Origin of the sequence: Duganella sp. CT11-25 (genome assembly GCF_047302815.1) — a bacterium.
Lineage (GTDB): Bacteria > Pseudomonadota > Gammaproteobacteria > Burkholderiales > Burkholderiaceae_D > Rugamonas.
In genome coordinates this window covers 4,628,303-4,654,425 of record NZ_JBKBFD010000001.1, presented here as the reverse complement: position 1 = coordinate 4,654,425, position 26,123 = coordinate 4,628,303, and the positions used below count along the sequence as shown (strand labels likewise).

The 26,123-nt window shown below is 63.7% G+C and carries 18 protein-coding genes and 2 pseudogenes; 5 read left to right on the top strand and 15 right to left on the bottom strand.

Features of this window, described 5'->3' with window-relative positions:
• Positions 1 to 5 precede the first annotated feature (5 nt).
• The 8 genes from ACEN9F_RS19950 to ACEN9F_RS19915 form a co-directional block, all read right to left on the bottom strand.
• Positions 6 to 1,352 (bottom strand): CpaF family protein, encoded by a 1,347-nt coding sequence (locus ACEN9F_RS19950; protein WP_413422599.1) that lies wholly within the window; start codon positions 1,350 to 1,352, stop codon positions 6 to 8.
• A 13-nt stretch (positions 1,353 to 1,365) separates the two neighbouring features.
• Positions 1,366 to 2,538 carry an AAA family ATPase gene (locus tag ACEN9F_RS19945; protein WP_413422597.1) on the bottom strand — a complete coding sequence of 391 codons (1,173 nt, stop codon included), beginning with the start codon at positions 2,536 to 2,538 and terminating at the stop codon, positions 1,366 to 1,368.
• A gap of 9 nt (positions 2,539 to 2,547) precedes the next feature.
• Complete coding sequence (locus tag ACEN9F_RS19940; RefSeq protein ID WP_413422595.1) at positions 2,548 to 2,826, bottom strand: hypothetical protein; 279 nt, start codon at positions 2,824 to 2,826, stop codon at positions 2,548 to 2,550.
• Between the two features lie 13 nt (positions 2,827 to 2,839).
• Positions 2,840 to 4,339 carry a type II and III secretion system protein family protein gene (locus ACEN9F_RS19935; protein WP_413422593.1) on the bottom strand — a complete coding sequence of 500 codons (1,500 nt, stop codon included), beginning with the start codon at positions 4,337 to 4,339 and terminating at the stop codon, positions 2,840 to 2,842.
• Positions 4,340 to 4,346: 7 nt separating this feature from the next.
• Positions 4,347 to 5,189: a Flp pilus assembly protein CpaB gene (cpaB, locus tag ACEN9F_RS19930; RefSeq protein ID WP_413422591.1), complete on the bottom strand. Its 843-nt coding sequence runs from the start codon at positions 5,187 to 5,189 to the stop codon at positions 4,347 to 4,349.
• Positions 5,186 to 6,556: an ATP-binding protein gene (locus ACEN9F_RS19925; RefSeq protein ID WP_413422589.1), complete on the bottom strand. Its 1,371-nt coding sequence runs from the start codon at positions 6,554 to 6,556 to the stop codon at positions 5,186 to 5,188. Before ACEN9F_RS19925 ends, cpaB begins: the two co-directional genes overlap by 4 nt.
• A 98-nt stretch (positions 6,557 to 6,654) precedes the next feature.
• Positions 6,655 to 7,185 (bottom strand): prepilin peptidase, encoded by a 531-nt coding sequence (locus ACEN9F_RS19920; RefSeq protein ID WP_413422587.1) that lies wholly within the window; start codon positions 7,183 to 7,185, stop codon positions 6,655 to 6,657.
• A gap of 56 nt (positions 7,186 to 7,241) precedes the next feature.
• Entirely contained in the window at positions 7,242 to 7,421 is a 180-nt protein-coding gene (locus ACEN9F_RS19915) for a Flp family type IVb pilin (protein ID WP_413422585.1), read from the bottom strand.
• Positions 7,422 to 7,898: 477 nt separating this feature from the next.
• Here ACEN9F_RS19915 and ACEN9F_RS19910 point away from each other — a divergent pair, with 477 nt between their 5' ends.
• On the top strand, positions 7,899 to 8,942 hold the full coding sequence (locus ACEN9F_RS19910) for a GGDEF domain-containing protein (RefSeq protein WP_413422583.1): 1,044 nt from the start codon (positions 7,899 to 7,901) through the stop codon (positions 8,940 to 8,942).
• 10 nt (positions 8,943 to 8,952) lie between these two features.
• Here the strand turns inward: ACEN9F_RS19910 and ACEN9F_RS19905 are convergent, their stop codons facing one another.
• Entirely contained in the window at positions 8,953 to 10,179 is a 1,227-nt protein-coding gene (locus ACEN9F_RS19905) for an HD-GYP domain-containing protein (protein WP_413422581.1), read from the bottom strand.
• Between the two features lie 153 nt (positions 10,180 to 10,332).
• Here ACEN9F_RS19905 and ACEN9F_RS19900 point away from each other — a divergent pair, with 153 nt between their 5' ends.
• From ACEN9F_RS19900 to icmF, 3 genes are all read left to right on the top strand, one after another.
• Positions 10,333 to 11,265, top strand: coding sequence for a LysR substrate-binding domain-containing protein (locus tag ACEN9F_RS19900; RefSeq protein WP_413422580.1), 933 nt, complete (start codon positions 10,333 to 10,335; stop codon positions 11,263 to 11,265).
• A gap of 204 nt (positions 11,266 to 11,469) precedes the next feature.
• Positions 11,470 to 15,039: an indolepyruvate ferredoxin oxidoreductase family protein gene (locus ACEN9F_RS19895; RefSeq protein ID WP_413422578.1), complete on the top strand. Its 3,570-nt coding sequence runs from the start codon at positions 11,470 to 11,472 to the stop codon at positions 15,037 to 15,039.
• Positions 15,040 to 15,193: 154 nt separating this feature from the next.
• Positions 15,194 to 18,481 (top strand): fused isobutyryl-CoA mutase/GTPase IcmF, encoded by a 3,288-nt coding sequence (icmF, locus tag ACEN9F_RS19890; RefSeq protein WP_413422576.1) that lies wholly within the window; start codon positions 15,194 to 15,196, stop codon positions 18,479 to 18,481.
• A gap of 31 nt (positions 18,482 to 18,512) precedes the next feature.
• Here the strand turns inward: icmF and ACEN9F_RS19885 are convergent.
• A pseudogene (locus tag ACEN9F_RS19885) lies at positions 18,513 to 18,762 on the bottom strand (MerR family DNA-binding transcriptional regulator); the annotation flags it as partial.
• On the opposite strand from ACEN9F_RS19885, the pseudogene ACEN9F_RS19880 reads away from it, so the two are divergent.
• Positions 18,728 to 19,090 (top strand): annotated as a pseudogene (locus ACEN9F_RS19880) (RidA family protein); the annotation flags it as partial. The pseudogenes ACEN9F_RS19885 and ACEN9F_RS19880 overlap by 35 nt on opposite strands.
• A gap of 38 nt (positions 19,091 to 19,128) precedes the next feature.
• Here ACEN9F_RS19880 and ACEN9F_RS19875 read toward each other — a convergent pair.
• The 5 genes from ACEN9F_RS19875 to ACEN9F_RS19855 all read right to left on the bottom strand — a co-directional run bounded on the left by ACEN9F_RS19875 (position 19,129) and on the right by ACEN9F_RS19855 (position 26,052).
• Positions 19,129 to 20,628: a hypothetical protein gene (locus ACEN9F_RS19875; protein WP_413422574.1), complete on the bottom strand. Its 1,500-nt coding sequence runs from the start codon at positions 20,626 to 20,628 to the stop codon at positions 19,129 to 19,131.
• A 139-nt stretch (positions 20,629 to 20,767) separates the two neighbouring features.
• Positions 20,768 to 21,778, bottom strand: a complete 1,011-nt coding sequence (locus ACEN9F_RS19870; protein ID WP_413427117.1) for a substrate-binding domain-containing protein — start codon at positions 21,776 to 21,778, stop codon at positions 20,768 to 20,770.
• A gap of 10 nt (positions 21,779 to 21,788) precedes the next feature.
• The gene (locus ACEN9F_RS19865; RefSeq protein ID WP_413422572.1) at positions 21,789 to 23,057 is read right to left on the bottom strand and encodes an MFS transporter; all 1,269 of its coding nucleotides are present in this window, start codon (positions 23,055 to 23,057) and stop codon (positions 21,789 to 21,791) included.
• Between the two features lie 35 nt (positions 23,058 to 23,092).
• The gene (pgmB, locus tag ACEN9F_RS19860; RefSeq protein WP_413422570.1) at positions 23,093 to 23,734 is read right to left on the bottom strand and encodes a beta-phosphoglucomutase; all 642 of its coding nucleotides are present in this window, start codon (positions 23,732 to 23,734) and stop codon (positions 23,093 to 23,095) included.
• Positions 23,731 to 26,052, bottom strand: a complete 2,322-nt coding sequence (locus ACEN9F_RS19855) for a glycoside hydrolase family 65 protein (protein ID WP_413422568.1) — start codon at positions 26,050 to 26,052, stop codon at positions 23,731 to 23,733. Before ACEN9F_RS19855 ends, pgmB begins: the two co-directional genes overlap by 4 nt.
• Positions 26,053 to 26,123 lie beyond the last annotated feature (71 nt).

The following is a 26,123-nucleotide window of genomic DNA, read 5'->3' as shown; positions in this document are numbered from 1 at the left end:
GGCGGCTACTCGTAGATCTTGTCTGGGTCGAACACGGAGTCCGGCACCGCGACGCCGAACATGCGCAGCCGGTCGGCAAAGCGCGGCCGCACACCGGTCGCGTAAAAACTCCCCTGCACCGCGCCGCTCGCATCGACGCCCTTCTGCTCATAGCGGAAAATCTCGTGCATGGCGATCACCTCTCCTTCCATGCCGGTCACCTCCTGCAGGCTGACCAGCTTGCGCGTGCCGTCGGTCAGGCGCGACACCTGCATCACCACCGTCACGGCGGAGCAGATCTGCTGGCGCGTGGCGCGCGGCGTCAGGTTGACGCCGGCCATGCCGACCATGTTCTCCAGCCGCGACAAGGCGTCGCGCGGGGTGTTGGAGTGGATAGTGGCCAGCGAACCTTCATGGCCGGTGTTCATCGCCTGCAGCATATCGAGCGCCTCGGCGCCGCGCACCTCGCCCAGGATGATGCGGTCGGGCCGCATGCGCAGCGCGTTGCGCACCAGCGAACGCTGGTTCACCTCGCCCTTGCCCTCGATATTCGGCGGCCGCGTCTCCAGCCGCACCACGTGCGGCTGCCGCATCTGCAGCTCGGCCGCATCCTCGATGGTGACGATGCGCTCGTGCGCGGGGATGAAGCCGGAGATCACGTTCAGCATGGTGGTCTTGCCGGATCCGGTGCCGCCGGAGATCAGGATATTGATCTTGGCCTGGCCCAGCGCCTGCAGCACCTGCATCATCGGCGGCGTCAGGCTGCGGTATTCCAGCAGGTTCTCGACCGTCAGCGGATTGACCGCGAAGCGCCGTATCGACAGGATCGGCCCATCGATCGCCAGCGGCGGGATGATGGCGTTGACGCGCGAGCCGTCCGGCAGGCGCGCATCGACCATCGGGCTCGATTCGTCCACGCGCCGGCCGACCCGCGAAACGATCTTCTCGATGATCTTCATCAGGTGCGCGTTGTCGTTGAAGGTGACATCGGTCAGTTCCAGCTTGCCGGCGCGCTCGACGTAGACCTTGCTGCAGGTGTTGACCAGGATGTCCGACACGCCGGGATCGGCCAGCAGCGGCTCCAGCGGACCGAAGCCCAGCATCTCGTGCTGGATGTCGAGCACCAGGCTGTGGCGCTCGTGCTGGTTGAGCACGATGCGCTCTTCCTCGATGATGCGCTGGACCAGCAGCGCCAGCTCGTGCTTGAACTGCTCCGGCGTCAGCCGCTTCAGCCGCTCCAGGTCGATGCGGTCCAGTATCGTCTGGTGCATGCTCTTCTTCAGCTCCTGGTAGGCGGCCGCCGCCAGTCCCGGCGGACCGTTGCTGCCCTGGCGGCCGTCATCCGCGGTGGCGAGGCGTTCGCGTAAGCTCATCTCATCTCCCCTGCTAATCGTGATCGTTGCGGCCGAACAGCCGGTCGAACAGGCCCTTGCTTTCCGAGACGCGGCGCGCCGTCACCAGCTCCACCAGCTCCGCCAGGCTGCGTGCCACCGTGCTGCTGCGCGACAGCTGCAGCACCGGTATGCCCTGGTTGACCGAGTCGGTCGCCGACAGGTAATCGTTGGGCACCGTGTGCACCACGTCCGCGCCCAGCGCCTGCTCCAGGTCCATCAAGCGCAGCTTGCCGCCCTTTTCGTAGCGGTTGACGATCAGGCGCGTGCGGTCGCTCGGATAGCCCAGCGAGCGGAAAATGTCCAGCAAACGGCGACCGTCGCGGATGTCGGGCAGCGCCAGTTGCAGCACCGGGTAGATGGTGTCCGCCTGGTCCAGCGCGCGCAGCGAGATGGCGTCGATCTGGCGGCCGACATCGAGCACGATGTAGTCGTAGTGCTGGCGCGCCACGCGCAGGATGGTGTCCATATGCTCCGGCTTCATGTCGACCACGCGATTGGGATCGTCCGCCGCCGCCAGCACGCCGAAGTTGGAAGCCACGTGCACCAGGCAGGAATCGAGGAAAGAGCCGTCCATGCGGCTGATCTGCGCGCAGATGTCGGACAGTGTCATCGCCGGCTTCTGGTCCGACACGTATAGCGTGGCGTCGCCGAACTGGCCGTGCAGGTCGATCAGCAGCACCTTCTTGTCGGCCAGCGCGGCCAGCGCATAGCCGAAGTTCGTCGACAGGAAAGTCGCGCCGCTGCCGCCTTTGCAGGAGATGAAGGCCAGCACCTTCCCGTCGCGCATCTCGCTCACGCCCGCCGCCACTTCGATGCGGTCCATCGCCTCATGGAAGGCGCTGTACACCAGCGGCAGTTGCAGCACCTCGCGCATGCCGGCGCGCATGGCGCGTATCAGCAGGTCCTGCTGTGGCTCGCGCGTCAGCAGCATGAAGGAGGCCGTGGGATATTGCTTGCTCAGGCGCTCGACCAGGTCGCCCTCGTCCGGCTCGACGTCGCTGGCGTCGAACACCACCAGCTGCGGTGCTTCCGGCAGCGTACGTTCGACCGCGTCGCGCAGGCCGCTGCGCGACGCCACCAGTTGTACCGCCGGCATGCGCGACGAACCTTGCGCGGCGATTTCCGCGTGCAGCAGGGCGTCACTACTGATCATCAGTGCTTTCATGTCCTGCCCCTACTTCGCGCCGCTGACGCCGATGGTGAAGCTGGACGGCTGCGGCGCCGGCTCGCTGGACGCTTTCTGATAGCGCTCATAGGCGGAGCGCGCCGCGCGGCCGTCCATGCCGGCCACCGGATCGGCGTTGCGGCCCGCATCCGGACGGATGGTCTGCTGCGCCAGCGCGACGCGCACGTCGGCGCCGAAATGGCTGTCCCATTGCGGGGTGGTCTGGACCACGGCGGAAGTACAACCGGACAGCGTCGCCGCCGCCAGCAGGTAGAGTGGGTATCGCATGATGGTTCCTTGGTTATTTGCGTTCCGCACCCAGGACCGGCGGACCTTCCATCTGGCCGCCGAGGAAAAGCCGGGCGCGGCTCGGTGTGGCGACGCTGTCGGTAGGCAGCTTGTAGTTGGCCGGAAGCGGCTGCACCAGGCGGGGGGTGACGACAAACAGCAGCTCGGTGCGGTCCTGCTGGAAGTCTGTGCTGCGGAACAGCGCCCCCAGCACCGGCAGCTCGCCCAGGATCGGCAGGCCGTGGATGTTGGTGGTCTGGTTGTTTTTTATCAGGCCGCCGATGGCGAAACTCTGGCCGTCGAACAGCTCCACCGTGGTGGCGGCGCGACGCGTGGTAATCAGCGGCAGGATGGAACCGCCCGAGAACCCCGCCGCCGAGATGCCGATGCCTTCTCGCGACAGCTCGGAGACCTCCGGCGCCACGCGCAGGTTGATGCGGCCGCCCGCCAACACCGTCGGCGTGAAACGCAGGCCGACGCCGAACTCCTTTTCCTCCAGCGTGACCTTGTTGTTGTCCTGCGCGACCGGGACGAAGATCTTGCCGCCGGCGAGGAAGCTGCCTTCCTGGCCGCTGATCGCCATCACGGTCGGTTCGGCCAGGATGCGGACCAGGCCATCCTGCTTGTCGGCACCGAGGGCGAAATTGTCGCCGGTGGCCTTGCCGACAGTGAGCAGGCCTTTCAAGGTGCCGCTTAAAAAATTCGAGGTCAGCGCGGTGGCCCAGCTGCCGCCGCCGAACCGCAGCGCCAGGTTGGACTCAAGCTTGTCCAGCAGCGACTTGGAGACTTCGGCGATCTTCACCTCCAGCATGACCTGCTGCGGCGCGCTGATGTTGAGGAAGTTGACGATGCGCGTGCCGGCCTGCGCGGCTTGCGCGGTCGACGGCTGCGCTGCGGCGGACGGCGCGGCGGCGGCCTTCTCCCCTTTGGCGGTATCGAGCGCCTGCGTGGGACGGCGCACAAAGGCTGTCGCCAGCTCCAGTGCGCGCGATGCGGCCTGCGCATCGCTCACCATGCCGCTGAGGACCAGCGTGTCGCCGGCTGCGCTGACGTGGATGTCCTTTTGCTCCGGCATCAGTGCCGCCAGCGACTGCTGCAGGGCCCCCGGGTCGATGCCGACCACCACTTCGATCACATTGCACAAGCCGCTGCGGCCCTGCACGATCATATTGCTGCTGCCGATGTCGACGCCCACCACATACAAGGTATCGGGCGCCACCAGCATCGCCTGCAGCACGGCGGGATTGCCGACGCTGCGCGCCTGCACCGCTTCCGGCATGCGCATCAGCGTGGACTTCCCCAGTTGCAGCGACATGCCGCCCGGTGCCGCCGCCTGTCCGCTGCAGCGCAGGCCGCCGCTGTCGCCCGCCGCCGGCGAGGCAACGGGCGCCGCCGCATGCAGCGGCAGCGCCGGAATCAATAGTGCCAGCAGCGCGCAGGAACAAGCGCGCCGTGCGTGCTGCGGAATGCGCGCGATGCGGCCTGGCGGCGCGGCGTGTGGGCGTGGGTCCATGGCCGGCTCACAAGCATTCCTGCGTGCGTTGCACGCCCGCGATGACGCCGATGCAGGCGCGTGGCGTGGCCGATGCCAGTTGCGCGCGCGGTTTCGGGGGCGCGGCAGGTTCAAGCGGCGTCTGCGCGGGCGCCGGGGCGGCAGGCGCTGCGTGCGCGCCGAGCAGCGTGCTCTTGGTCGCGCCGTCCGTCACCCCGGGGCGCGGATCGACCTGGTTGCGCAGCACCAGCGACAAGGTGCCGACGCTGCGCGCCAGGTCCAGGTTCTCGGCCTGGGCCGGCGTCACCTCCAGCGTGACGGCATTGACCACGCGCGGCTTGGTCTCGTCGCGCCCCACTTCCTGCGCCACCGCCAGCACCAGTATCCGCTCCAGCACGATCTTCGAAATCGCATTCTCGCTGCCGCCCCCGGCCGACTGCGTATTGACGATGATGTCGACGAAATTGCCCGGCAGCGCAAAGCCGGCCACGCCGACCACGTCGTTGACGCGCACCGTGATCGCGCGCTTGCCTTCGGAGATCAACGCCGACAGTCCGCCCAGCGTGCCGGCCGGCGCCAGCTTGGCTTCGCTCAGCGGCTCGTCGCGCAGCACGCTGGTTTTCAGCACCCGCCCGACCAGCTTGGCGGCGTCGGTCAGCGCGCCGCGCGGCAGGCTGTCGGCCGGCCAGTCCAGCGGCTTGAGCATCTCCGGCGTCAGGCGCTGGCCCAGGCTGACGTCGGCCGCGGCCACCACGATCTTGTTCGAGGAGCCTGGCGTTTGCCGCAGCAGCCAGCGCGAGGCCAGCACCACCGCCGCCAGTCCGAACACGACGGCCAGCGCCATCATCAACAGTGCGCGCCGGTTCTTCATGCTATCCGCGCCTCCAGCTGGCCGGCGCCGCCAGGCAGCGTGTCGCAGGTGGCGAACATGCTGATCCAGGCCTGGTCCAGCGTGGCGATCGACAGCCGCGCGGGCTCGCCCATGAAGCCGGCGAAATCGGCGATGCGGCCGATGATCTCGCGCGGATAGCAGGCCAGCAACGGCAGGCCGCTGCCCGCGTGCAGTTCGTCGAGCAGATGGCGCAACGCCGCATCGTCGTAGGCCACGCCGTTGCTCAGGCACTGCTGGCGGAACAGGGTGCGGTAGTTGGCGGCGCTGAGCGGCCCCACCGGCACCTTGTAGCCGACGCGGCGCAGGGCTGCGGCGTCGAGCAACGACTCCGGCGCCGCGCTGGTGGCGAACACCAGCCGCATGCGGCACGGCGCGTTGAAGTGATAGCCGCCGGCCAGCGACAACTGGCTGCGCGCCAGCTCCTGCGCCTGCGCGAAGCGGTTCAGCAGTTCGGCCGCCGGCATGCGCTGGCGTCCGAGGTCGTCGACGATCAGCAGGCCGTTGTTGGCCTTCAGCTGCGGCGGTGCGCGATAACAGCCGCTGTGGCTATCCAGCTGCAGATCCAGCATGTCGGCATCCAGTTCCGCGTCCAGCGCCACCACCGGCCGACCGCACAATACCCAGCGCGGATCGCTGCTGCGCCGTTCCTGCAGCTGGCGCGCCTGGCGCTGAGGCAGGCCACGCGGCGGGCAGTGCAGCGCCGGGTCGTAGACCTGGACGATGTCCTGCCCCACCACCAGCGCGTGCGGCACGACGATCAGCCCCGGCAGCAGGGCGCCCAGCCGGCGCGCCAGCAGCGATTTGCCGCCGCCGGACGGGCCGTACAGCAGCATGGTGCGGCCCGAATACATCGCCGCGCCCAGCATGCGCTGCACGGCCGGCGCCAGGAAGTCGTCGGCGAATTCGGCGGCCAGTTCATCGGCGCACGGCTGCTGCGCCTGGCCGGCCTGGCGCTCGACCATCGCGCGGTAGGCCTCCAGCGTGACGGGCGCCGGGCCGACGTAGGGACAGCGCTCCAGCCACGCGCTGGCGCGCTGCTTGCCGGCGCCGGTCAGCTGGTACTGCACGTCGATGTCGGACTCGCCGCGCCACGCCACTTCGGCCACGTGTTCGCTCACCATGAAATCGAGCACTTCGCGCAGCACGTTGATCGACAGGTGCAGCCTGGCGGTGAGCACCGGCAGATGGGTTTTGCCGCCGACGTACATCGCCTTGGCGATCAGCTCGACGATCAGTTGCTGCGGCAGGCCGGTATCGCGCACCGATTTCGGCTGCGGCGGCAGCACGTCGTCCGGCTCGGCATCGAGCGGCTGCGTATAAGGCGATGGTGGTTCTAGAGCAAGCATGATCATCTCCGCAGAGAAATTTGTTACGCTGAGGAATCAAGTTTATCGGGCCGTGCTTGGGGTACATTGACATGCAGCAAGAGAGTCGCCGTCTTGCATCAGCGATGCCCCCACGCCACCACGCCGACGGTGCCGAGCGCGATCGCCAGGCCGTAGGGAATGCCGCCGACGCTGGCGGACGGCGCCAGCGGCACCGGCAGCAGCGGCATGCCGAGCAGGCGCAGCAGCAACGGCGTGCAGATCTGCGCCAGGTTGCGGCCGCTGTCGCGCCAGCGGCCGCTCAACAGCAGCATCAGCAGCGCCATCAGGCCGCCGATCAGGTAGGACAGCACGGCGATCTGCAGCGCCGCCAGCGGCCCGCTGAAGGCGCCGACCATGGCCATCAGCTTGACGTCGCCGGCGGCCATGCCGCGCAGCAGGTACAACGGCAGGAATAAAAAAAAGCCGGCCAGGGAGCCGGCCAGCCATTGCGACACGGGCGCCCAATGCGGCCCGCCAAGCAGGTGCAGTATCAGCGCCAGCAACAAGCCGCTCAGGATCAACACATTGGGAATCTTGCGCATCGCCAGATCGGTCACCGCCGCTTGCGCAACCAGGCAAATCAGAATCACTTCGATGGCGTTGAACATGGCATGTCTCCGTCGAAAGGCTTTCCAGCCCGATCGCGACTGGAAAGCCCGCCGCCTTACGGCGTCGTGATGCGGGTCGCGATGGCTTGGAACGCCGTGCCCAGCGCCGGCGTCAGAAAGCCGAACGCCGTGACCACGGCGGCCACCATCGTTGCCGCGATCAGGCCGTATTCAATGGCCGTGATGCCGTCCTCGTCGCGTGCAAACCCCTTTGCTGCTGCAATAAGCGAGTTCATGATGTACTCCCAGGTTGAGTCATAAAAAAACCCCTGGCGCGGGCGGCCGGCTGATGCTGTGCCGCCGTTACCGCGCCATTGGGGTCACTATACGGACCGGGGGCAATGGGAGAGTTGACGTGACGCAAGTTTTCCATGTGGAATTATTTTATGCGCTATGATGAAAATATCTCAGCCGGACACACGTGGCCGCTGGCTTATGTCAAACTGCATCAGTTTTCATGCTAGTACGCTGGAAACCATGTGCGGCCGGAAACAGCTGTCGGAAAAAGGTCGCATTCAATGGCAATGGAAGTTCTTTTTCGCACACATGAATTGCCTTGATTGCAAAAAGCTATTATCCTGCTTAGCTGTTCTTTGGAAAGGCCCCGTGTTCAAGCTTCACAGTGCGCCTGACTATCAAAGATATTGGCTTGATAGGCGTGAACAAAAACGTGGCGGACGCAATGCTTGTGTGATTATTTTCCAGAGAAGAAAATGGATTCCCTACTGAAACACATGGTGGACATGACCGGTCACCGCGATCATACGATGCTCGACATCTCGGTGATCTCGGCGGTGCAGGAGCTTGCCCGCGCCAATCAGGTCCGCGTGCTGACCCTGGCCACCGTGAGAGGGAAGATTTTCGTCCGGCCGCGCGCCATCATCAGCGCCGGCGAAGCGGCCCGCATGGTCGACACGTCCGACCTGCACAATCCTGGCATCCCCATCGAGCGCATCCCCGCGCTGGCGCAGTGCATTGTCCGCCACGAATCCGGCGCCGATATCGCCAACGAAGCGGGCGAGCACACGCTGTGGCTGCCGATCTGGCTGGGCGACAAAGCGGACACTTGCCTGGAAATCGTCAACCCGACGCCGTACACCAGCGATACCATCCATGTCATCGGTGGCATCGTCAGCGTCTACCGCAATTTCCAGAACTTGCTGGACTACAGCGAACGCGATTCGCTGACCGGCCTGCTCAACCGCAAGACCTTCGACGACCAGCTGGCCAAGATGCTGGCCGCCAGCACCGAGCAGGATTCGATCACGCTGCCGGGCGAAGCCGAGCGCCGGCATCACAGCGACGAGGAAAAACAATGGCTGGCCGTGGTCGATGTCGACCATTTCAAGCACGTTAACGACAGATTCGGGCATTTATACGGCGATGAGGTGCTGATCCTGATCGCCAACCTGCTCACCTCCTCGTTCCGCGCGCAAGACCGCGTGTTCCGCTTCGGCGGCGAGGAATTCGTCGTCCTGCTGCGCTCGACCACCCTGGACAACGCCAAGAAGATCATCGACCGCTTCCGCATGAACGTGGCGTCGCATGACTTCCCGCAAGTGGGCAAGGTCACGGTGAGCGTGGGCTTTGTCAGCATCAGCGCGCTGGAGGCGCCGGTGATCATCCTGGGACACGCCGACCAGGCGCTGTACTACGCGAAAAGCCACGGCCGCAACCTGGCCTGCCACTACGACGAACTGGTCACCGGCGGCCTGCTGCAGACCATCGAATCCAACGATACCGCCGAATTCTTCTGATTTCCGGGGTTCAGGCTTCGGCCAGGGTCAGGAAACGCATGGGATCGACGTTCCACTTGGCTGCCGACTCGTGGCCGACGATCTTGTCGCCGCCGCCAAAGCCCAGTCCACGCGACAAATCGATGGTTTCCGGCTTGATGTAGAGATTCTTCTTGGTATTGAAGAAAACATTGACCTTGGGCGCCAGCAGATTGGTTTCGTGTGGTTCGATTACCACACCCAGGCGCCCGGACTCCAGCAACACCATCGTGCCGACCGGATAAATCCCCACGCAGCGCATGAATTCCTGCGCGTACTGCGGGTTGAAGTGGAATTTGCTCCATTCGTAGATCTTGCGCAGCGCCGCCGCCGCCGACATGCCCTTGTGATAGCAGCGGTCCGCCGTAATGGCGTCGTACACGTCGACAATCGCCGCCATCTGCGCCAATTCGCTGATATCGTCGCCACCCTGCTTGTCCGGATAGCCGCTGCCGTCGCGCCGCTCGTGGTGGTGCAGCGTGATGTCCAGCGGAATCGGGCCGACGTCCGGCGACTGGCGCAGGATGTTGTAGCCGTCCTGCGGATGGCGCTTGATGATGGCGAATTCCTCATCCGTCAGCGGACCCGGCTTGTTCAGGATGGCGTCCGGCACCAGCGCCTTGCCGGTGTCGTGCAGCAGGCCGCCGAGCCCGGCCTGATGGGTAATGTCGGCCGGGATATTGCGCGAGCGACAAAATGCAACCAGCAGCGTACAGACGCTAACGGAGTGCAAAAAGGTGTAATCGTCTTTGTTCTTGATCCGCAGCAGGCCGACCAGCGCGCCCGGGTTGCGCAGGATGGATTCGGTGATGTTCTGCACCACCGGCTGCACCTGGTCCAGTTCGATGGCCTTGCCGAGGCGGGCATCCTGCATCACGGTGCGCACCAGCGTCGATGCCTGGTGGCGGATCTGCACCGCGCGCTTCATCTCCTCGCCCAGCGAGACGCGGGTGACGACCGGCGCCTTGGCGACGATTTCCACGATCTCACGCTCGGTTGCTGCTTGCGCTTCGGCCAAGGTGGGTGCATCCTGCACGTCCAGGCCTTTGGAGCTGTCTATGACAACGTCGTGAATGCCGGCGTTGTGGATCTTGCGGATTTCATCTTCGCTGGACAGCAGGAAACGGTTCCGTACGAACGGATGGGTCATCCAGTCGCAGCTCAGGTCATGTATGTACATGCCTACTTTTAGCTGGGAAGAGTCGACTTTCTTTAACATACGGATACCCACAAAGAGAGACTGCGGCAGCGGAAGCGTGCTGGTAGAAGTATAACAAATAGTTTCCTGCCGGGATTAGATTTACACATGCCACGGCTTGTTTGTCTATGCTAACACCGCCGCCCACTTATTGATGTAGCACATTTTTTCTACATGGAATTACGCCAACTTCGCTACTTCGTTGCCATCGTCGACCACGGTTCGCTGTCGCGCGCCGCGCTGGTGCTGCACATCGCCCAACCGGCGCTGACGCAACAGCTGCGCCAGCTGGAAGAGGAACTGGGCGTGCAGCTGCTGCACCGCTCCGCCCAGGGCGTGCTCAGCACGGACGCCGGCAAGATCTTCTATGAGCACGCGCAAGCCATCCTCAAGCAGGTGGCCGACGCCCGCTCGGCCGTCGCGCAATCGGCCGAACGGCCCAGCGGCAGCGTCACGCTGGGACTGCCCCACAGCATCTCGGGCGCGCTGGCCCTGCCGCTGCTGACCGCGGCCCGCGCCCAATACCCGGAAATCACGCTGCAGCTGACCGAGGAACTGACCGGCAACCTGGCCGAGCAGCTCAAGTCCGGCCGCGTCAACCTGGCCGTGCTGTTCGACGACGGCCAGCTGGCGCAGTTCGCCACCACGCCGCTGGTCGAGGAAGAACTGCGTTTCATCTGCCGCACCGATGCGGCCTATGCGCAAGGTGAGCATTCACTTACCCTGGAACGGGCGTTGCGCACCACGCTGATCCTGCCCGGCCTGCAGCATGGCGTGCGGCCGCGCATCGAGAGCGTGGCGCGCGCGGCCGGCCTGGCGCTGGCCAATGTCATTGAAATCAATTCCATCGCCATCCTCAAGTCCGCGCTGCTGGCCGACATGGGCGCCACCATCCTGCCGTCGGCGCCGGTACTGGACGAACTGGAGCGCGGCACCCTGCGCGCCCAGCCCATCCACAGCCCGGCGATCTCGCGCACTGTTGTTTTATGCGCATCCAAGAACATCCCGCTGACCAATGCGGCGGCGGCGGTCAGCCGGCTGGTGCAGCAGGTCAGCGCGCAGTTGTGCGCGGGCGGCACCTGGCCGGGCGCCAAGGCGATCGGCTAGGCCATCAGTTTTTCTTATACCCCCATCGGCAAACGGTATTTCCGTATACGTCAAGCAGCGCTCATACTTCGCTCCAAAGCAGATTTTTTAAGCCTAAAATATCTGTACCACCGCTAACCATGCGGCTTATGGCCTGATCCTGGCGCGCCTACCCGGCGCCACCAAGCTTGGGCGCGATCTGATACCAAAAACGGAGACACCGCCATGCCAGATAACATCACGGCAAACGGCCCTGCAATGTCCGCACCGGACGACAGCGCCGCATCCCGACTCACGACCGTGAGCCTCGACGACAAATACACAGCAACCAAGGGCGACATCTTCCTCTCCGGCATACAGGCGCTGGTGCGCCTGCCGATGATGCAGCGCGTGCGCGATGAAGCAGCGGGCCTGAACACGGCCGGTTTCATTTCCGGCTACCGCGGCTCGCCGCTGGGCGGCCTGGATGAAAACCTGTGGAAGGCCAAGCCCCACCTGGAAGCGCATCATGTGCAGTTCGTCCCCGGCGTGAACGAGGACCTGGCGGCGACCGCCGTGTGGGGCTCGCAGCAGGTCGACCTGATCGGCGAAGCCAGGTACGACGGCGTGTTCGCCATGTGGTACGGCAAAGGCCCGGGCGTGGACCGCTGCGGCGACGTCTTCAAGCATATGAACCACGCCGGCACCTCGAAACACGGCGGCGTGCTGCTGGTGGCGGGCGACGATCACGGCGCGTATTCGTCGACGCTGCCGCACCAGTCCGACCATCTGTTCTCGGCCTCGATGATCCCGGTCCTGTATCCATGCAATGTGCAGGAATACCTGGACCTCGGCATCCACGGCTGGGCCATGTCGCGCTTCTCCGGCTGCACGGTGGCGTTCAAGGCGCTGGCCGACACGGTCGAATCGTCGGCCTCCGTCGACGCCGATCCGTTCCGCGTCGAAGTCAAGATCCCGCACGATTTCGTCATGCCCGAAGGCGGCCTGAATGCGCGCTTGTCCAGCATCCCGCTGGGCCAGCAGGCGCGCAACCAGGAAGCGCTGATGCAGGACTATAAGATCTACGCAGCGCTGGCCTATGCGCGCGAGAACAAGCTGAATCACACCACCATCACCAGCCCGAACGCCAAGCTGGGCATCATCGCCTCCGGCAAATCCTACCTGGACGTGCTGGAAGCGCTGGAAGAACTGGGTATCGACGAGAAGATGGCGGCCGACGTCGGCCTGCGCCTGTTCAAGGTCGCGATGCCATGGCCGCTGGAGCCGGACAGCGTGCGCGAATTCGCGCAGGGCCTGGACGAGATCCTGGTGGTCGAGGAAAAGCGCCAGATCGTCGAATATCAATTGAAGGAACAGCTGTACAACTGGCGCGACGACGTGCGTCCACGCGTGATCGGCAAGTTCGATGAAAAAGGCGAATGGGTCGCGCCGCGCGGCGAATGGCTGCTGACGTCCAAGGCCGACTTCTCGGTCTCGCAAGTGGCGCGCGTGATCGCTTCGCGCGTAGCGCGCCTGATCTCCGATCCGGTCACCTGCGATCACATCAAGGCCCGCCTGACCTTCCTCGACGCCAAGGACGCGGTGCTGAAGAAAGCCATCAGCACGCCGTTCCGTCCAGCGTTCTACTGCTCCGGATGCCCGCACAACACCTCGACCAAAGTCCCTGAAGGCAGCCTGGCGCTGGCCGGCATCGGCTGCCACGTGATGGCGACCTCGATCTACCCCGAGTTCAACAAGCTGACCACGCACATGGGCGGTGAAGGCGCGCCGTGGATCGGCCAGGCCGCGTTCTCCAAGATCCCGCATGTGTTCCAGAACCTCGGCGACGGCACCTATTTCCACTCCGGTTACCTGGCGATCCGTGCGGCGGTGGCGGCCAAGGTCAACATGACCTACAAGATCCTCTACAACGACGCCGTCGCCATGACGGGCGGCCAGCCGGTGGACGGCATCACCTCGGTGCCGATGATCGCGCAGCAGATGGCCGCTGAAGGCGTCAAGCGCATCGCCCTGGTGACCGAAGACCTGAACCGCTACACCGACCGCAGCGCGCTGCCGTCCATCGTCAGCCTGCACGACCGCAAGGACATGGACGCGGTCCAGCGCGAGCTGCGCGAGATCGGCGGCGTATCGGTGCTGATCTACGACCAGACCTGCGCGGCCGAGAAGCGCCGCCGCCGGAAGAAAGGGGAATTCCCCGACCCGGCGAAGCGCATGGTCATCAACGAAGCCGTCTGCGAAGGCTGCGGCGACTGCGGCGTGCAATCGAACTGCACGTCGATCCTGCCGAAGGAAACGGAATTCGGCCGCAAGCGCACCATCGATCAATCGTCGTGCAACAAGGACTACTCGTGCGTGAAGGGCTTCTGCCCGAGCTTCGTCACGGTCGAAGGCGGCGCGCTGAAGAAGACCAAGACCGGCGTCACCAAGGACAATAGCGACGACGGTTTCGGCGCCCTGCCGGAACCTGTGCTGCCGTCGTGCGAGCAGCCGTACAACATCCTGATCAACGGCATCGGCGGCACCGGCGTGATCACCGTCGGCGCCCTGATGGGCATGGCCGCGCATCTGGAAGGCAAAGGCGCGTCGGTGCTGGACATGACCGGCATGTCGCAGAAAAACGGCTCGGTCACCTCGCACGTCAAAGTCGCGAAGACCCCTGCCCACTTGCGCGCGCAACGCATCGCCACCGGCGAAGCGGACGTCATCCTCGGCTGCGACATGCTGACCGCCGGCGCCGCCGACGCGGTCTCGAAGATGCGCCCGGGCCGCACGCTGGCCGTGATCAACCTGCACGAGCAGCCGCCAGGCACCTTCGCGCAGAACGCCGACTGGCAGTATCCGGTGGAAGAAGTGCGCGCGCTGATCGAGGAATCGGTCGGCGCCGGCGCCGCCGATTTCATCGACGCCACCAAGCTGGCCACCGCGCTGATGGGCGACTCGATCGCCGCCAACCTGTTCATGCTCGGCTACGCATGGCAGAAAGGCCGCATCCCGCTGAAGGAAGCATCGCTGCTGCGCGCGATTGAACTGAACGGCGTCGGCATCGCGTCGAACAAGAAGAGCTTCCTGTGGGGCCGCCGCGCCGCCGTGGACCTGAAGCGCGTCGAGCGCGTCGCCACGCCTGCCCAAGCGATCATCGTGCAGATGCCGCAAAGCCTGGAGAACGTCATCGCCAAGCGCGTCGAGTTCCTGACCGCCTACCAGAACGCCGCCTACGCCTCGACCTACGAGCAGCTGGTGTCGCAGGTCCGCGCCAAGGAAACGGCGCTTGGCCTGGGCAACAAGCTGTCCACCGCCGTCGCCAAGTACTACTTCAAGCTGATGGCCTACAAGGACGAATACGAAGTCGCGCGCCTGTACACGGACGGCCGTTTCGTCGAGCAGTTGAAGCAGCAGTTCGAGGGTAACTTCTCGGTCAAGTTCAACCTGGCGCCGCCGATGTTCGCCAAGAAGGATGCCAAGGGCCATCTGGTCAAGGCGGAATTCGGCTCGTGGATGTGGGGCGCGTTCAAGCTGCTGGCCAGGTTCAAGGGCCTGCGCGGCGGTGCGTTCGACGTCTTCGGCTACACCGAAGAGCGCAAGATGGAGCGCGCGCTGATCGCCGAGTACCGCGAGCTGGTCGTCGTGCTGATGGACAAGCTGACGCCGGAAAACCACACCGTCGCCGTCGAACTGGCCGGCCTGCCGGAAAAAGTGCGCGGTTTCGGCCACGTGAAGGAAAAGGCCGTCGCCACCTTCCGCACCGAAAAAGCCCGTTTGCTGACGCAATTCAGCCAGCAACGCGCCGCCTAAGCCGCCACGTCGTCCCCGCGAAAGCGGGGACCCATAGAACGCATGCTCAGCATGGGTCCCCGCCTGCGCGGGGACGACGATTTTTCGCTTGACTTGACGTTAACGTAAACGTCATATAATGAATCGATAAAGCATAAAAGCACAAGGGACACCAATGAACGACCTCTCCGCTCCTCAAATTGCAGCCGTGCCGGATCAGCCGCGCCTGGCCAACAAAGTCCGCTTCGTCACCGCGGCCTCGCTGTTCGACGGCCACGACGCCTCGATCAACATCATGCGTCGCATCCTGCAATCGAACGGCGTGGAAGTGGTCCACCTTGGTCACAACCGCTCGGTAGACGAAGTCGTCACCGCAGCGCTGGCCGAAGACGTGCAAGGCATCGCCATCTCCAGCTACCAGGGCGGCCACGTCGAATACTTCAAATACATGATCGACCTGCTGCGCCAGCGCGGCGGCGCGCACATCAAAGTGTTTGGCGGCGGCGGCGGCGTCATCGTCCCCGACGAAATCGCCGACCTGCACGCCTACGGCGTCACCAAGATCTTCAGCCCGGAAGACGGCCAGCGCATGGGCCTCGTCGGCATGATCCAATGGATGGTGCAGCAATGCGACATCGACCTGTCGCAATACTCGCCAACTTCGCTGGCGCCGCTGCGCGAAGGCGACATCGCCGACCGCCACCGCCCGCTGGCGCAGCTGATCACGGCGCTGGAAAACGAAAAAGCCTCCCCTGCCCTGCGCGCCGAAATCCTCGCCGCGGCCGAAGGCTTGGCCGTGCCGACGCTGGGCATCACCGGCACCGGCGGCGCGGGTAAATCCTCGCTGACCGATGAACTGATACGCCGCATCCGCCTCGACCAAGGCGACGCGGTCAACATCGCCATCATCTCGATCGACCCGTCGCGCCGCAAATCCGGTGGCGCGCTGCTGGGCGACCGTATCCGCATGAACGCCATCAATGCATGGGCCGGCCAGACGCGTGTCTTCATGCGATCGCTGGCCACGCGCGAAGCGGGCTCCGAGATTTCGCAAGCACTGCCGGACGTTATCGCCGCCTGCAAAGTCGCGGGCTTCGACCTGGTAATCGTCGAAACTTCCGGCATCGGCCAGGGCGACGCCGCCATCGTGCCGCACGTCGATGTCTCGATGTACGTGATGACGCCGGAATTCGGCGCCGCCTCGCAGCTGGAAAAAATCGACATGCTCGATTTCGCCGACTTCATCGCGATCAACAAGTTCGACCGCAAAGGCTCGCAGGACGCGCTGCGCGACGTCGCCAAGCAGTACCAGCGCAACCGCGAGATGTGGAGCAAGCGCCCGGAAGAAATGCCGGTCTACGGCACGCAGGCGTCGCGCTTCAACGACGACGGCGTCACCTCGCTGTATCAGGGGCTGCTGCCCAAGCTCGCGCAATTCGGCCTGCAAGCCAAGCCGGGCAAGCTGCCGGCGGTCGACGTGCGCTACTCCAGCGGCAAGAACGTCATCGTGCCGCCTGCGCGCGCCCGCTATCTGGCGGAGATCGCCGACACCGTGCGCGGCTACCACCGCTTCACGCGCAAGCAGGTGACGCTGGCGCGCGAACGCCAGCAACTGACGGAATCCAAGCGCATGCTGGCCATCGCCCACAAGACCGCCGACTTCGATGAGCTGATCGCCGAGCGCGACGCCGAGATGGACGGCGGCGCCAAGAAGCTGCTGGCCCAATGGCCGGACATGCAGGCCGCGTATGCGGGCGATGACTATGTCGTCAAGATTCGCGACAAGGAAATCCGCACGCGCCTGATCCAGCACACGCTGTCGGGCACCAAGATCCGCAAGGTCGCACTGCCGCGCTATGAAGACCATGGCGAAGTGCTGCGCTTCCTGATGCTGGAGAACGTGCCGGGCTCCTTCCCGTTCACGGCCGGCGTGTTCGCCTTCAAGCGCGAAGGCGAAGACCCGACGCGCATGTTCGCCGGCGAAGGCGATGCCTTCCGCACCAACCGCCGCTTCAAGCTGGTCTCGACCGGCATGGACGCCAAGCGCCTGTCGACCGCGTTCGACTCGGTGACCCTGTACGGCGCCGATCCGGCGCTGCGTCCCGACATCTACGGCAAGGTCGGCAACTCCGGCGTTTCGATCGCCACGCTGGACGACATGAAGGTGCTGTACGACGGCTTCAACCTGTGCAGCCCGAGCACCTCGGTATCGATGACCATCAACGGCCCTGCACCGACCATTCTCGCGATGTTCATGAACACCGCCATCGACCAGCAGGTCGACAAGTTCGTCGAAGAGAACAAGCGCCAGCCTAGCGCCGATGAAGCGTCCAAGATCAAGGACTGGGTACTGCAGAATGTGCGCGGCACCGTGCAGGCCGACATCCTCAAGGAAGACCAGGGCCAGAACACCTGCATCTTCTCGACCGAGTTCTCGCTGAAGGTCATGGGCGACATCCAGGAATACTTCGTCCACCACCAGGTGCGCAACTTCTACTCGGTATCGATCTCCGGCTACCACATCGCCGAAGCGGGCGCGAACCCGATCTCGCAGCTGGCGTTCACGCTGTCGAACGGTTTCACGTTTGTGGAGGCGTATCTGGCGCGCGGCATGCACATCGACGACTTCGCGCCCAACCTGTCGTTCTTCTTCTCGAACGGCATGGACCCGGAATACACGGTGCTGGGCCGCGTCGCCCGCCGCCTGTGGGCCGTGGCGATGCGCGACAAGTACGGCGCCAACGACCGCTCGCAAAAGCTCAAGTACCACGTGCAGACGTCGGGCCGTTCGCTGCACGCGCAGGAGATCGACTTCAACGACATCCGCACCACGCTGCAGGCGCTGATCGCGATCTATGACAACTGCAACTCGCTGCACACCAACGCCTACGACGAAGCGATCACCACGCCGACCGACGAATCCGTGCGCCGCGCGCTGGCGATCCAGCTGATCATCAACCGCGAATGGGGCCTGGCCAAGAATGAGAATCCGAACCAGGGCTCGTTCATCATGGAAGAGCTGACCGATCTGGTGGAAGAAGCCGTGCTGCAGGAGTTTGAACGCATCGCCGAACGCGGCGGCGTGCTGGGCGCGATGGAAACCGGCTACCAGCGCGGCAAGATCCAGGAAGAGTCCATGCTGTACGAGCACCAGAAGCACGACGGCACCCTGCCCATCATCGGCGTCAACACCTTCCGCAATCCGAAAGCGACGGGCGAGCCGCAGAAGATCGAACTGGCGCGCTCCACCGACGACGAAAAGCAATCGCAGCTCAAGCGCCTGGAAGACTTCCACGCTCGCAATGCGGGCGCCGCGCCGGCATCGCTGGCGGCCCTGCAGCAAGCCACCATCGACAACGCCAACGTGTTTGAAAAGCTGATGGACGCCGTGCGCGTCTGCTCGCTGGGCCAGATCACGACGGCGCTGTTCGAAGTCGGCGGCCAGTATCGCCGCAATATGTAACGCTACTCGAAGTGAGGCCCGGCACCCTGCCGGGCCATCGCATCATCGGCGTTACTTTCATGACCGCCAGCCGCCGCAGGACCGAGCGTGCATAGCGGCGCTGGTTGGCCGGTGGAACGAACCGAATGTATCAGCCCCTTGGCCTCGTAAAAATGCAGCGCCGATAGCGCCACGCCGCTACGCTCGGCCAGCTCGCCGAGGCCCAGTTCTTTCGGTTGATCGAAAGTCCTTGACCTCAAGTTAAGCAGCCACGTCGTCGTGGCGGAAGCGCCCGCCCGCATCGTCTACATCTCCGGCCAGGGCGGCGAAGACGCAAGCGGCGTGCTATGCGAAGACTTCGCCACGCAAGTTCAGCAAGCGCTCAGCAATTTGCAGACCGCCCTGCAGGCAGCCAACGCCAGCCTCGCCGATGTCGCCAAGATCAGCGCGCTGATCGTCGACCACAGCGAAGCGCGCCTCCACATCTTCAGCAGCGCACTCCGCGCCGCCTGGGGCGACCATCCAGCTCCCGCCTGCACACTGATCCCCGTGCCGCGCCTTGCGCTCGACGGCATGCTGTTTGAGATTGAGGCAACCGCCGTGCCGGCAGCGCAGCAAGAAATATACTGAACTGGCGACGGCGGTTCCGCCGCCTCATCAGTTTTCCATTACTGGCCCAGCAAAATCTCGCCTTGCAGCACGCCAAGCATGTAAGCCCGCCAATCCCCAACGGCCTGGAAGCCCACGGTTTCCAGGTAGCCCACACCATTGGCATATTGCCCGGAAGTGTCCGTGAAATCAGCAGGAAACTCCCCGCACAGGCTGCCGTTAGGATTGTTAAATGTCCCATCCTTATACCAAGGCTGCGCATCTCCAGACAACGCAGGCGCGGAACCAAGCGGGGTAACGATCTGAGCATACGATCTGGAAATCGGGATCGTCACCGTGGTGCTGTCGTCCGGTTGCGCGACGATGGAGGGAAACGGCTGCGGATCGGTCAACGTCATATCGCCGGTGATGAATCTGGCATTCCAGCCGCGCTGCTTATTCGGCGATACGAAATAGCCATAAACCATTGGCGGCGTGTAATTCATCTCGCCCAGGACAAAACCCGCGCCCGTAAAGGCGCAGCCATCGTTCAAATTATAGAATTGCCATACCCAGCCATTATAAGGAGTAGGATCGTTCACGAAAGGAACGGGCTTGGCTGTGCCTCCGGAATTGTCCAGGCTCGACATCATCAGTTGGTGATCTATCCACGCCGTGCTTCCAGCGCCCACGGTGTAAATATTGCCGCCTACGGTGACGCTTCCCTCCACCAGCAATTGCGGCCAACTATAGTAGATCCCCGGTGTCGGCACGGTCGTAATACCGGTACCATTGCCAGTGCTGTCGAATAAATTCGGCACACCCTGGAGGAAAAAGGCACTTTCCGTGTCGACCAAGCTGCTGTTGTGATTCAAGCGGATATCGATCACCATGTTATCGCCATCGTTGACGGCGACCGACAGCGGCAGCACATCGGGCGAGCCCGAGAGCGAATCCGGTCCGCATTGAAAATAAAAACTTTCACCTGGAGTGCTGTAGCTCAGACTCCCTCCCTTCGCCGGCCACTGGTGATTCGGGCTGCGCCGGTAAATGGCTTTGTTGTCCGGCATATCGACCGTGATGGTGACGACATTATCAGCCACCATGACCTGCTCGTCCGACCATTCCGCATCTTTTTGGGCCTGCAATCCAATACTGCGTATTTTTTGGGTAGACAATAAAATCGATAACCGGCCTTGGCGTCCCTGCTGGTCGGTCACGTTCATGTGCGCCCCCACCCAATACCATTCCAACCCCATGTCGGCATGCAGATGATGATCATGAGGAAATTTCAGGGGGTATGCCAGCGTTGGATAGTGCATATCCACGGAGCGTGCCCTTCCCAACAGCGAGGAGATCATGAATATCTTTTCTCCCGGGGCCGTTGCAGACGGAGAGTCCAGATGACCGGCCGCTTGCAGCAGCATCTCGTAATCCGGAATCTCGACCGGTCCGTGGCCATCCGGATTCGGTACTGCCGCTACGGCTCGCCGGACAGTTTCCAAGTACTTCTGAAGTACAGGCGCAACATTTTGCATGACAGGGGAGGTCGCTGCGGCGACATTTTTCGCGTTTTGCATCGCTGGCATTCCTTGGCTTATCTATCTGCTGGTGGCATGGGGAAAGAAAAACTCAGGCCAGCGTACAGCAAAAGAATCGTCGGATTGTCATCAATAATCACCGCTGAGAAATGACTATGCAAATCAAAGAAACAGCAGTCTAGATACAATGGCGGCCCACTGTCGCTCCCGGCAGCAGCACCGGCTGCCACAGCTCCTGCAGTTCGGTGGCAGGGGTGCCGTCGACCAGCGCCTGCAGCATGTCGATCATGCGGGCGCCGGCTTTGCGCGGGTCCGGCTGGTCGATGGTGGTGACGTTGGCGCCGGCCAGCGTGTCGGCCATGTTGCCCCAGACGATGACCGACATCTCCTTGCCGATATCCACGCCGGCATCCAGCAGCGCGCGCACCGCGCCGACGCCGGACAGGTGGTTGTCGACGATGACCGCTGTCGGCCGCGGCGAGCAGGCCAGCAACTGCTGCATGGCCTGGTAGCCGCTGCGGCGGTCCAGCGTGTCGGCGATCAGGTAGCGCGGATCGGCGGACAAGCCCGCCGCCGCCATCGCGGCGACAAAACTGTCCTTGCGCTGGCGGGCGAAGTTCAATTCCAGCGGTGCGCTGATCAGCGCCACCCGCTGATGGCCCAGCGCCAGCAGGCGCTCCATCGCCATGCGGATGCCCGCCGCGTTGTCGTAGTCGAACCACGCATACGGCGCATTCAGCTCCGTACGGCCATGCGCGACAAACGGGAATTTGGATTTGCTCAGGAACGCGATGCGCTCGTCATGCACCAGCGTGCGGCCGACGACCAGGCCATCGACCCGGCGCCCGCGCACGATCTGCTGGTACGACGGCTGCTCCGCCGCCGGCGACACCGGCGCGATGATCAGGTTCTTGTTGACCTGTTCCAGCGCGGCCGACATGCCGGCCACCACATCGAGGAACATCGGATCGCCCAGGTCCGCCGGCAGCAGCGGATAGATGATCCCGAACACATTGGTGCGCCCCAGCGCCAGCGAGCGCGCCATCGGATTGGCCTGGTAGCCAGCCTCCTTGGCCGCCTTCAGAACGCGGTCGCGGGTGCGGACGTTCACCTCTGGGTAACCGTTTAACGCCCGGCTCACCGTGGTCTTCGATATACCCAGTTGATGTGCGAGGCGCTCCAGATTCATAGACAAGTGCTCAATGTTGACTGCTGATTATAGCGGTGGCGTCGAACCCGCCGCCACCCTCATCGACTGCCCTTTTGAAGAAATACAACATAACCAGCACGATCGAGATGGGCACCAGCGTCAGGTAGAAGGCGAAATGACCGCTGAAATTGCCGAACACATAGCCGGTGATCAGCGAGCCGGTGGTGCCGCCCAGCGCCGAGAAAATCACCAGCAGCCCGGTCATCGCCGAGTGCTGGTTCTTCGGCAAGGAGCTGAGCATCACCGAGTTGATGCCGGGGTAGATCGGCGCCATGAACAATCCGATCAGCGGAAACAAAAAGGTCGCCAGCGGCGCCGTGGCCCAGGTGATGTGCGGATCGGCCACCACATCATGCGTCAGCGGCAGCGCCAGCAGCACCATCGCCGCCATGCCCAGCACGCAGGCGTTCATCACCGGATACCAGTTCAACTTGCGCATCAGGACACCGGCCGACAAGCGCCCCACCGCCAGGCACGCGGCGAAGATGCTGGTCACTTCCACGCTCATCGCCGCCGGCAGCTTGAGGATTTCGTTGTTAAACGTCGGCAGCCAGGTGCCCACGCTTTGCTCGATCAGCACATACAGGAAGGCGGTGATCACGAACACGCATACCAGCGGCTTGAAGAACAGCTTGAGCATGGCGGCGAAATCCTGCGCGATGCTGCGGCCCGCCGGCAGCGCGGCCATGTCCTCGTTGAATGGCGTGGACAGCAGCAGCAAGAACGTCACCGCGCACAGCACGGCCAGCACCCAGTACACCTGCAGCCAGCTTTGCGACAGCGGATTGTGCGAGTCGATGAAATAGCCGAACACCCAGTACGCGCTCAACACGCCGACCATGAAGAAGCCTTCCAACAGATTCATGATGCTGGCGTGCTGCTTGCGGTCGGCGGCGATCAGGCCCAGCGTCGAGTACACCGACACCTTCACCAGCGCGAACGAGATGCCGACGCACAGGAACAGCAGCTTGGTGGTGGCGAACGATGGCAGCAAGGGCATCGCCACGCAGGCCGCGGTGACGATGGCCAGCCCGGTCAGCATGGCCTTCTTGTAGCCGAGCCGCGGCAGGAAGGACGCCACCAGGAACGACACCACCGCAATCGGCAGATCCTTGAACCCTTCCAGCACGCTGGCGCTGGATTTGCTCACGCCGTAGTTGCTGATTACCTGCAGGATGACCGTGCCGACGCTGTTCAGCAGGATCGCGAAAACGAAGTAAATCAAAAATAGCGCAAATAGAATGCGATGGTTCTTCATGCTGCTGTCTCCGGATTTTTTATTATTTATATTATTTAGTAGGCGGCGAGATTGAATTCGCTCAGGCTCGTGATGACGACGTCCGCTTCAGTCAGCACGAAGGGATGGCCTATCCCCAGCGCGAACATGCCGGCGGACTTGATCGCCGCCACGCCCGCCACCGCGTCCTCCACGCCGAGACAGTCGGCCGGCCACACGCCCAGTTCCCGCGCGGCCTTGAGGAAGATTTCCGGATCCGGCTTGCCACGCTCGATGGTGGCCGCATCGACCACATAATCGAATTTATCCGTGATGCCCAGGCGGCCCAGCACCGTAAAGGCGTTCTTGCTGACCGATGCCAGGCCGATGCGCAGGCCGGCCGCGCGCACCTTGTCCAGCGCCGCCACCGCACCCGGCAGCAGGTCCGACGACGACATCGTCGAGATCAGCTCCTGGTAATGGAGATTCTTCTCGTCCGCCAGCGCCAGCTTCTCCGCCTGCGTGTAGACCCGCTTGGACGATGCCAGGATCAGGTCCAGCGATCCCATGCGGTCGATGCCCTTCAGGTTTTCGTTGAACGCATGATCGAAATGCACGCCCTGCGATTCCGCCAGGCGCTTCCACGCCAGGTAATGATAATGGGCGGTATCGGTGATCACGCCATCCAGGTCGAATATGACTGCTTTAAAACGGCTCATGCAAAACTCCTCGATTGCTTAGGCTGCGACAGGGTCAGTGCGACGGCTTCGTCGCCATGCATGAAGTCCAGCACCTCGCCTTGCAGCAGACGGTATTCCGCGCGGCCCGGCTCCACGTGCACTTCCAGCAGCGCACCCTTGAAATGAATCTTGAACGTGTAGTGCTGCCACTTGGCCGGCAGCGACGGCGCAAACTTCAACTCGCCGCCGACCACGCGCATGCCGGCGAAGCCGTAGGCCACGCCCATCCACGTGCCGGCCATCGCCGCCGTGTGCACGCCGTAGTGCGTATTGCCGTGCGTGTCGTCCAGGTCGAGGCGCGCGGTCTCCATGAAGTAGTCATAGGCCTTGTCCTGGTAGCCCACTTCCGCCGCGATGATGCTGAAGATGCAGGAAGAAAGCGACGAGTCATGCGTGGTCACCGCCTCGTAGTAATCGAAGTCGCGGCGCTTGTCTTCCAGCGTGAACTGGTCGGACAGCAGCAGCAGCGCCAGCACCACGTCCGCCTGCTTGCATACCTGGTGGCGGTAGATCACCATCGGGTGATAATTCAGCAGCAGCGGATAATTTTCCTTCGGGGTGTTGGCGAAATCCCACACTTTCTTGGACAGGAAGCTGTCGTCCTGCGCATGGATCCGCAGCGCCTCGTCGTACGGAAGATTCATCAGCGATGCGGCGCGGCGCCATGCGGCCGGCTCGTTCGCGTCCAGCGCCGCCAGCGCGGCGATGCGCGCTAACTCCGCCGGCTCTTCGGCCTGCAGCTGCTCCGCGATCGATGCCGCGAAGTTCAGGTGCATCTGCGCCATCGCGTTGGTGTAATAGTTGTTGTTGATGAGGGCCGTGTATTCATCCGGGCCGGTCACCTGGTTGATGCAGAAGCGGCCTTCGCGGTCGTAGCTACCGATGCCCATCCAGATGCGCGCCGTCTCCATCACGATTTCCGCGCCGTGCTTGACCAGGTATTCCTGGTCGTCGGTCGCTTCCATGTACAGCTTGATCGAGTAGGCGATGTCCGCGTTGATGTGGTACTGCGCGGTCCCGGCCGGGAAGTAGGCCGAGCACTCGTCGCCGGCGATGGTGCGCCACGGGTACAGCGCGCCGGTGGCGTGCGACATCTGGCGCGCGCGCTCGCGCGCTTTCGGCAGGCCGGCGTAGCGGTACTCCAGCAGCTTGCGGGCGATCTCCGGCTTCGAGTACAGGAAGAACGGGAAGATGTAGATCTCCGTGTCCCAGAAATAGTGGCCCTCGTAGCCCTCGCCCGTCACGCCCTTGGCAGAGATGTTGGTCTTGCCGTCGCGCCCCACCGATTGCAGCAGGTGGAACTGGTTGAAGTGGATGCCCTGCTGCAGCGCGTCGTCGCCGGCGATCTGCACGTCGGCCTGCTGCCAGAAGTCGGCCAGGTACTGTTCCTGCGCCAGGCGCAGTCCATCGAAGCCGCCCGCCTTGGCGCTGGCCAAGGTGTCCTTGCTGCGCCACATCAGCTCTTTCGCGTCGTAGTCGCGCGACGAGTAGTAGCTGCCGAATTTATCCAGGCGCACCGATTGGCCAACGCCCGCCTGCAGCTCCCAGGTCTGCGTCAGGCGCTGGCCGTCCTGCGCGGCCGCCGGCGGCAGCTCGGCGCTCAGCGTCGTCTCGGTCGCGCTGATCAGCGTGAAACCGCTGTTGTGCGTCTTTTGAACCAGCGCCGAGAAGCTGCCGGTCTGCTCGCTGTCGATCATGTGCAGCGTCGGCCCGGAGATCGCCGAACCCACGCGCGGATCGTCGCCGGCTTCCAGGTTCTTCACCGCGCCGTCCAGCGCCGACACCAGCCGCATGCGGCCCGCAAAATTCAGCGACGTCACCTCGAACGCGATCGCGAACAAGTGCTTGTTCTCGAAGCACACCAGCCGGCGGCTGTGCACGCGTACGCTGCGGCCCTGCGGCGAGGTCCACTCCACCGTGCGCGCCAGCACGCCGGTGCGGAAATCCAGCACGCGCTCATACGCCTGCACGCTGCCGGTCAGCAGATCGAAACGCTCGTCCTCCAGCCACAGCTCGATACCCTTCGCGTTCGGCACATTCAGCATGAACTGGTTGACCTTGGCCAGGCCGTAGGCCGCCTCCGGATACTGGATCGGCTCCGACTCATAGAAGCCGTTCAGGTAGGTGCCGTCCAGCGAGGTACCGGCCGGGCCGCTGTAGCCCTCCTCCCCCGTGCCGCGCAGGCCGATGTAGCCGTTCCCGAGCGCGAACAGCGTCTCGTCGAGGAAATGGGATTCGGTGTCGAAGTGGGTCTCCCGGATACACCAGGCTTCGAGGGGATAAGTGTGTTGTTGCACAGCGTATTCCTTAAAATAAGCGATTCAAAGCGGTTTGAATTTTAAAAAATGCCGGTTTTTAGAGGTTTTTG

Bases quoted from the DNA above. Each gene is read 5' to 3' on its own strand.
- ACEN9F_RS19945 (WP_413422597.1), bottom strand. From the start codon at position 2,538: ATGAAAGCACTGATGATCAGTAGTGACGCCCTGCTGCACGCGGAAATC.
- ACEN9F_RS19905 (WP_413422581.1), bottom strand. From the start codon at position 10,179: ATGTTAAAGAAAGTCGACTCTTCCCAGCTAAAAGTAGGCATGTACATA.
- cpaB (WP_413422591.1), bottom strand. From the start codon at position 5,189: ATGAAGAACCGGCGCGCACTGTTGATGATGGCGCTGGCCGTCGTGTTC.
- pgmB (WP_413422570.1), bottom strand. From the start codon at position 23,734: ATGAGCCGTTTTAAAGCAGTCATATTCGACCTGGATGGCGTGATCACC.
- ACEN9F_RS19940 (WP_413422595.1), bottom strand. From the start codon at position 2,826: ATGCGATACCCACTCTACCTGCTGGCGGCGGCGACGCTGTCCGGTTGT.
- ACEN9F_RS19925 (WP_413422589.1), bottom strand. From the start codon at position 6,556: ATGCTTGCTCTAGAACCACCATCGCCTTATACGCAGCCGCTCGATGCC.
- ACEN9F_RS19865 (WP_413422572.1), bottom strand. From the start codon at position 23,057: ATGAAGAACCATCGCATTCTATTTGCGCTATTTTTGATTTACTTCGTT.
- ACEN9F_RS19900 (WP_413422580.1), top strand. From the start codon at position 10,333: ATGGAATTACGCCAACTTCGCTACTTCGTTGCCATCGTCGACCACGGT.
- ACEN9F_RS19920 (WP_413422587.1), bottom strand. From the start codon at position 7,185: ATGTTCAACGCCATCGAAGTGATTCTGATTTGCCTGGTTGCGCAAGCG.
- ACEN9F_RS19950 (WP_413422599.1), bottom strand. From the start codon at position 1,352: ATGAGCTTACGCGAACGCCTCGCCACCGCGGATGACGGCCGCCAGGGC.
- ACEN9F_RS19910 (WP_413422583.1), top strand. From the start codon at position 7,899: ATGGATTCCCTACTGAAACACATGGTGGACATGACCGGTCACCGCGAT.
- ACEN9F_RS19870 (WP_413427117.1), bottom strand. From the start codon at position 21,778: ATGAATCTGGAGCGCCTCGCACATCAACTGGGTATATCGAAGACCACG.
- ACEN9F_RS19875 (WP_413422574.1), bottom strand. From the start codon at position 20,628: ATGCAAAACGCGAAAAATGTCGCCGCAGCGACCTCCCCTGTCATGCAA.
- icmF (WP_413422576.1), top strand. From the start codon at position 15,194: ATGAACGACCTCTCCGCTCCTCAAATTGCAGCCGTGCCGGATCAGCCG.
- ACEN9F_RS19935 (WP_413422593.1), bottom strand. From the start codon at position 4,339: ATGGACCCACGCCCACACGCCGCGCCGCCAGGCCGCATCGCGCGCATT.
- ACEN9F_RS19895 (WP_413422578.1), top strand. From the start codon at position 11,470: ATGCCAGATAACATCACGGCAAACGGCCCTGCAATGTCCGCACCGGAC.
- ACEN9F_RS19915 (WP_413422585.1), bottom strand. From the start codon at position 7,421: ATGAACTCGCTTATTGCAGCAGCAAAGGGGTTTGCACGCGACGAGGAC.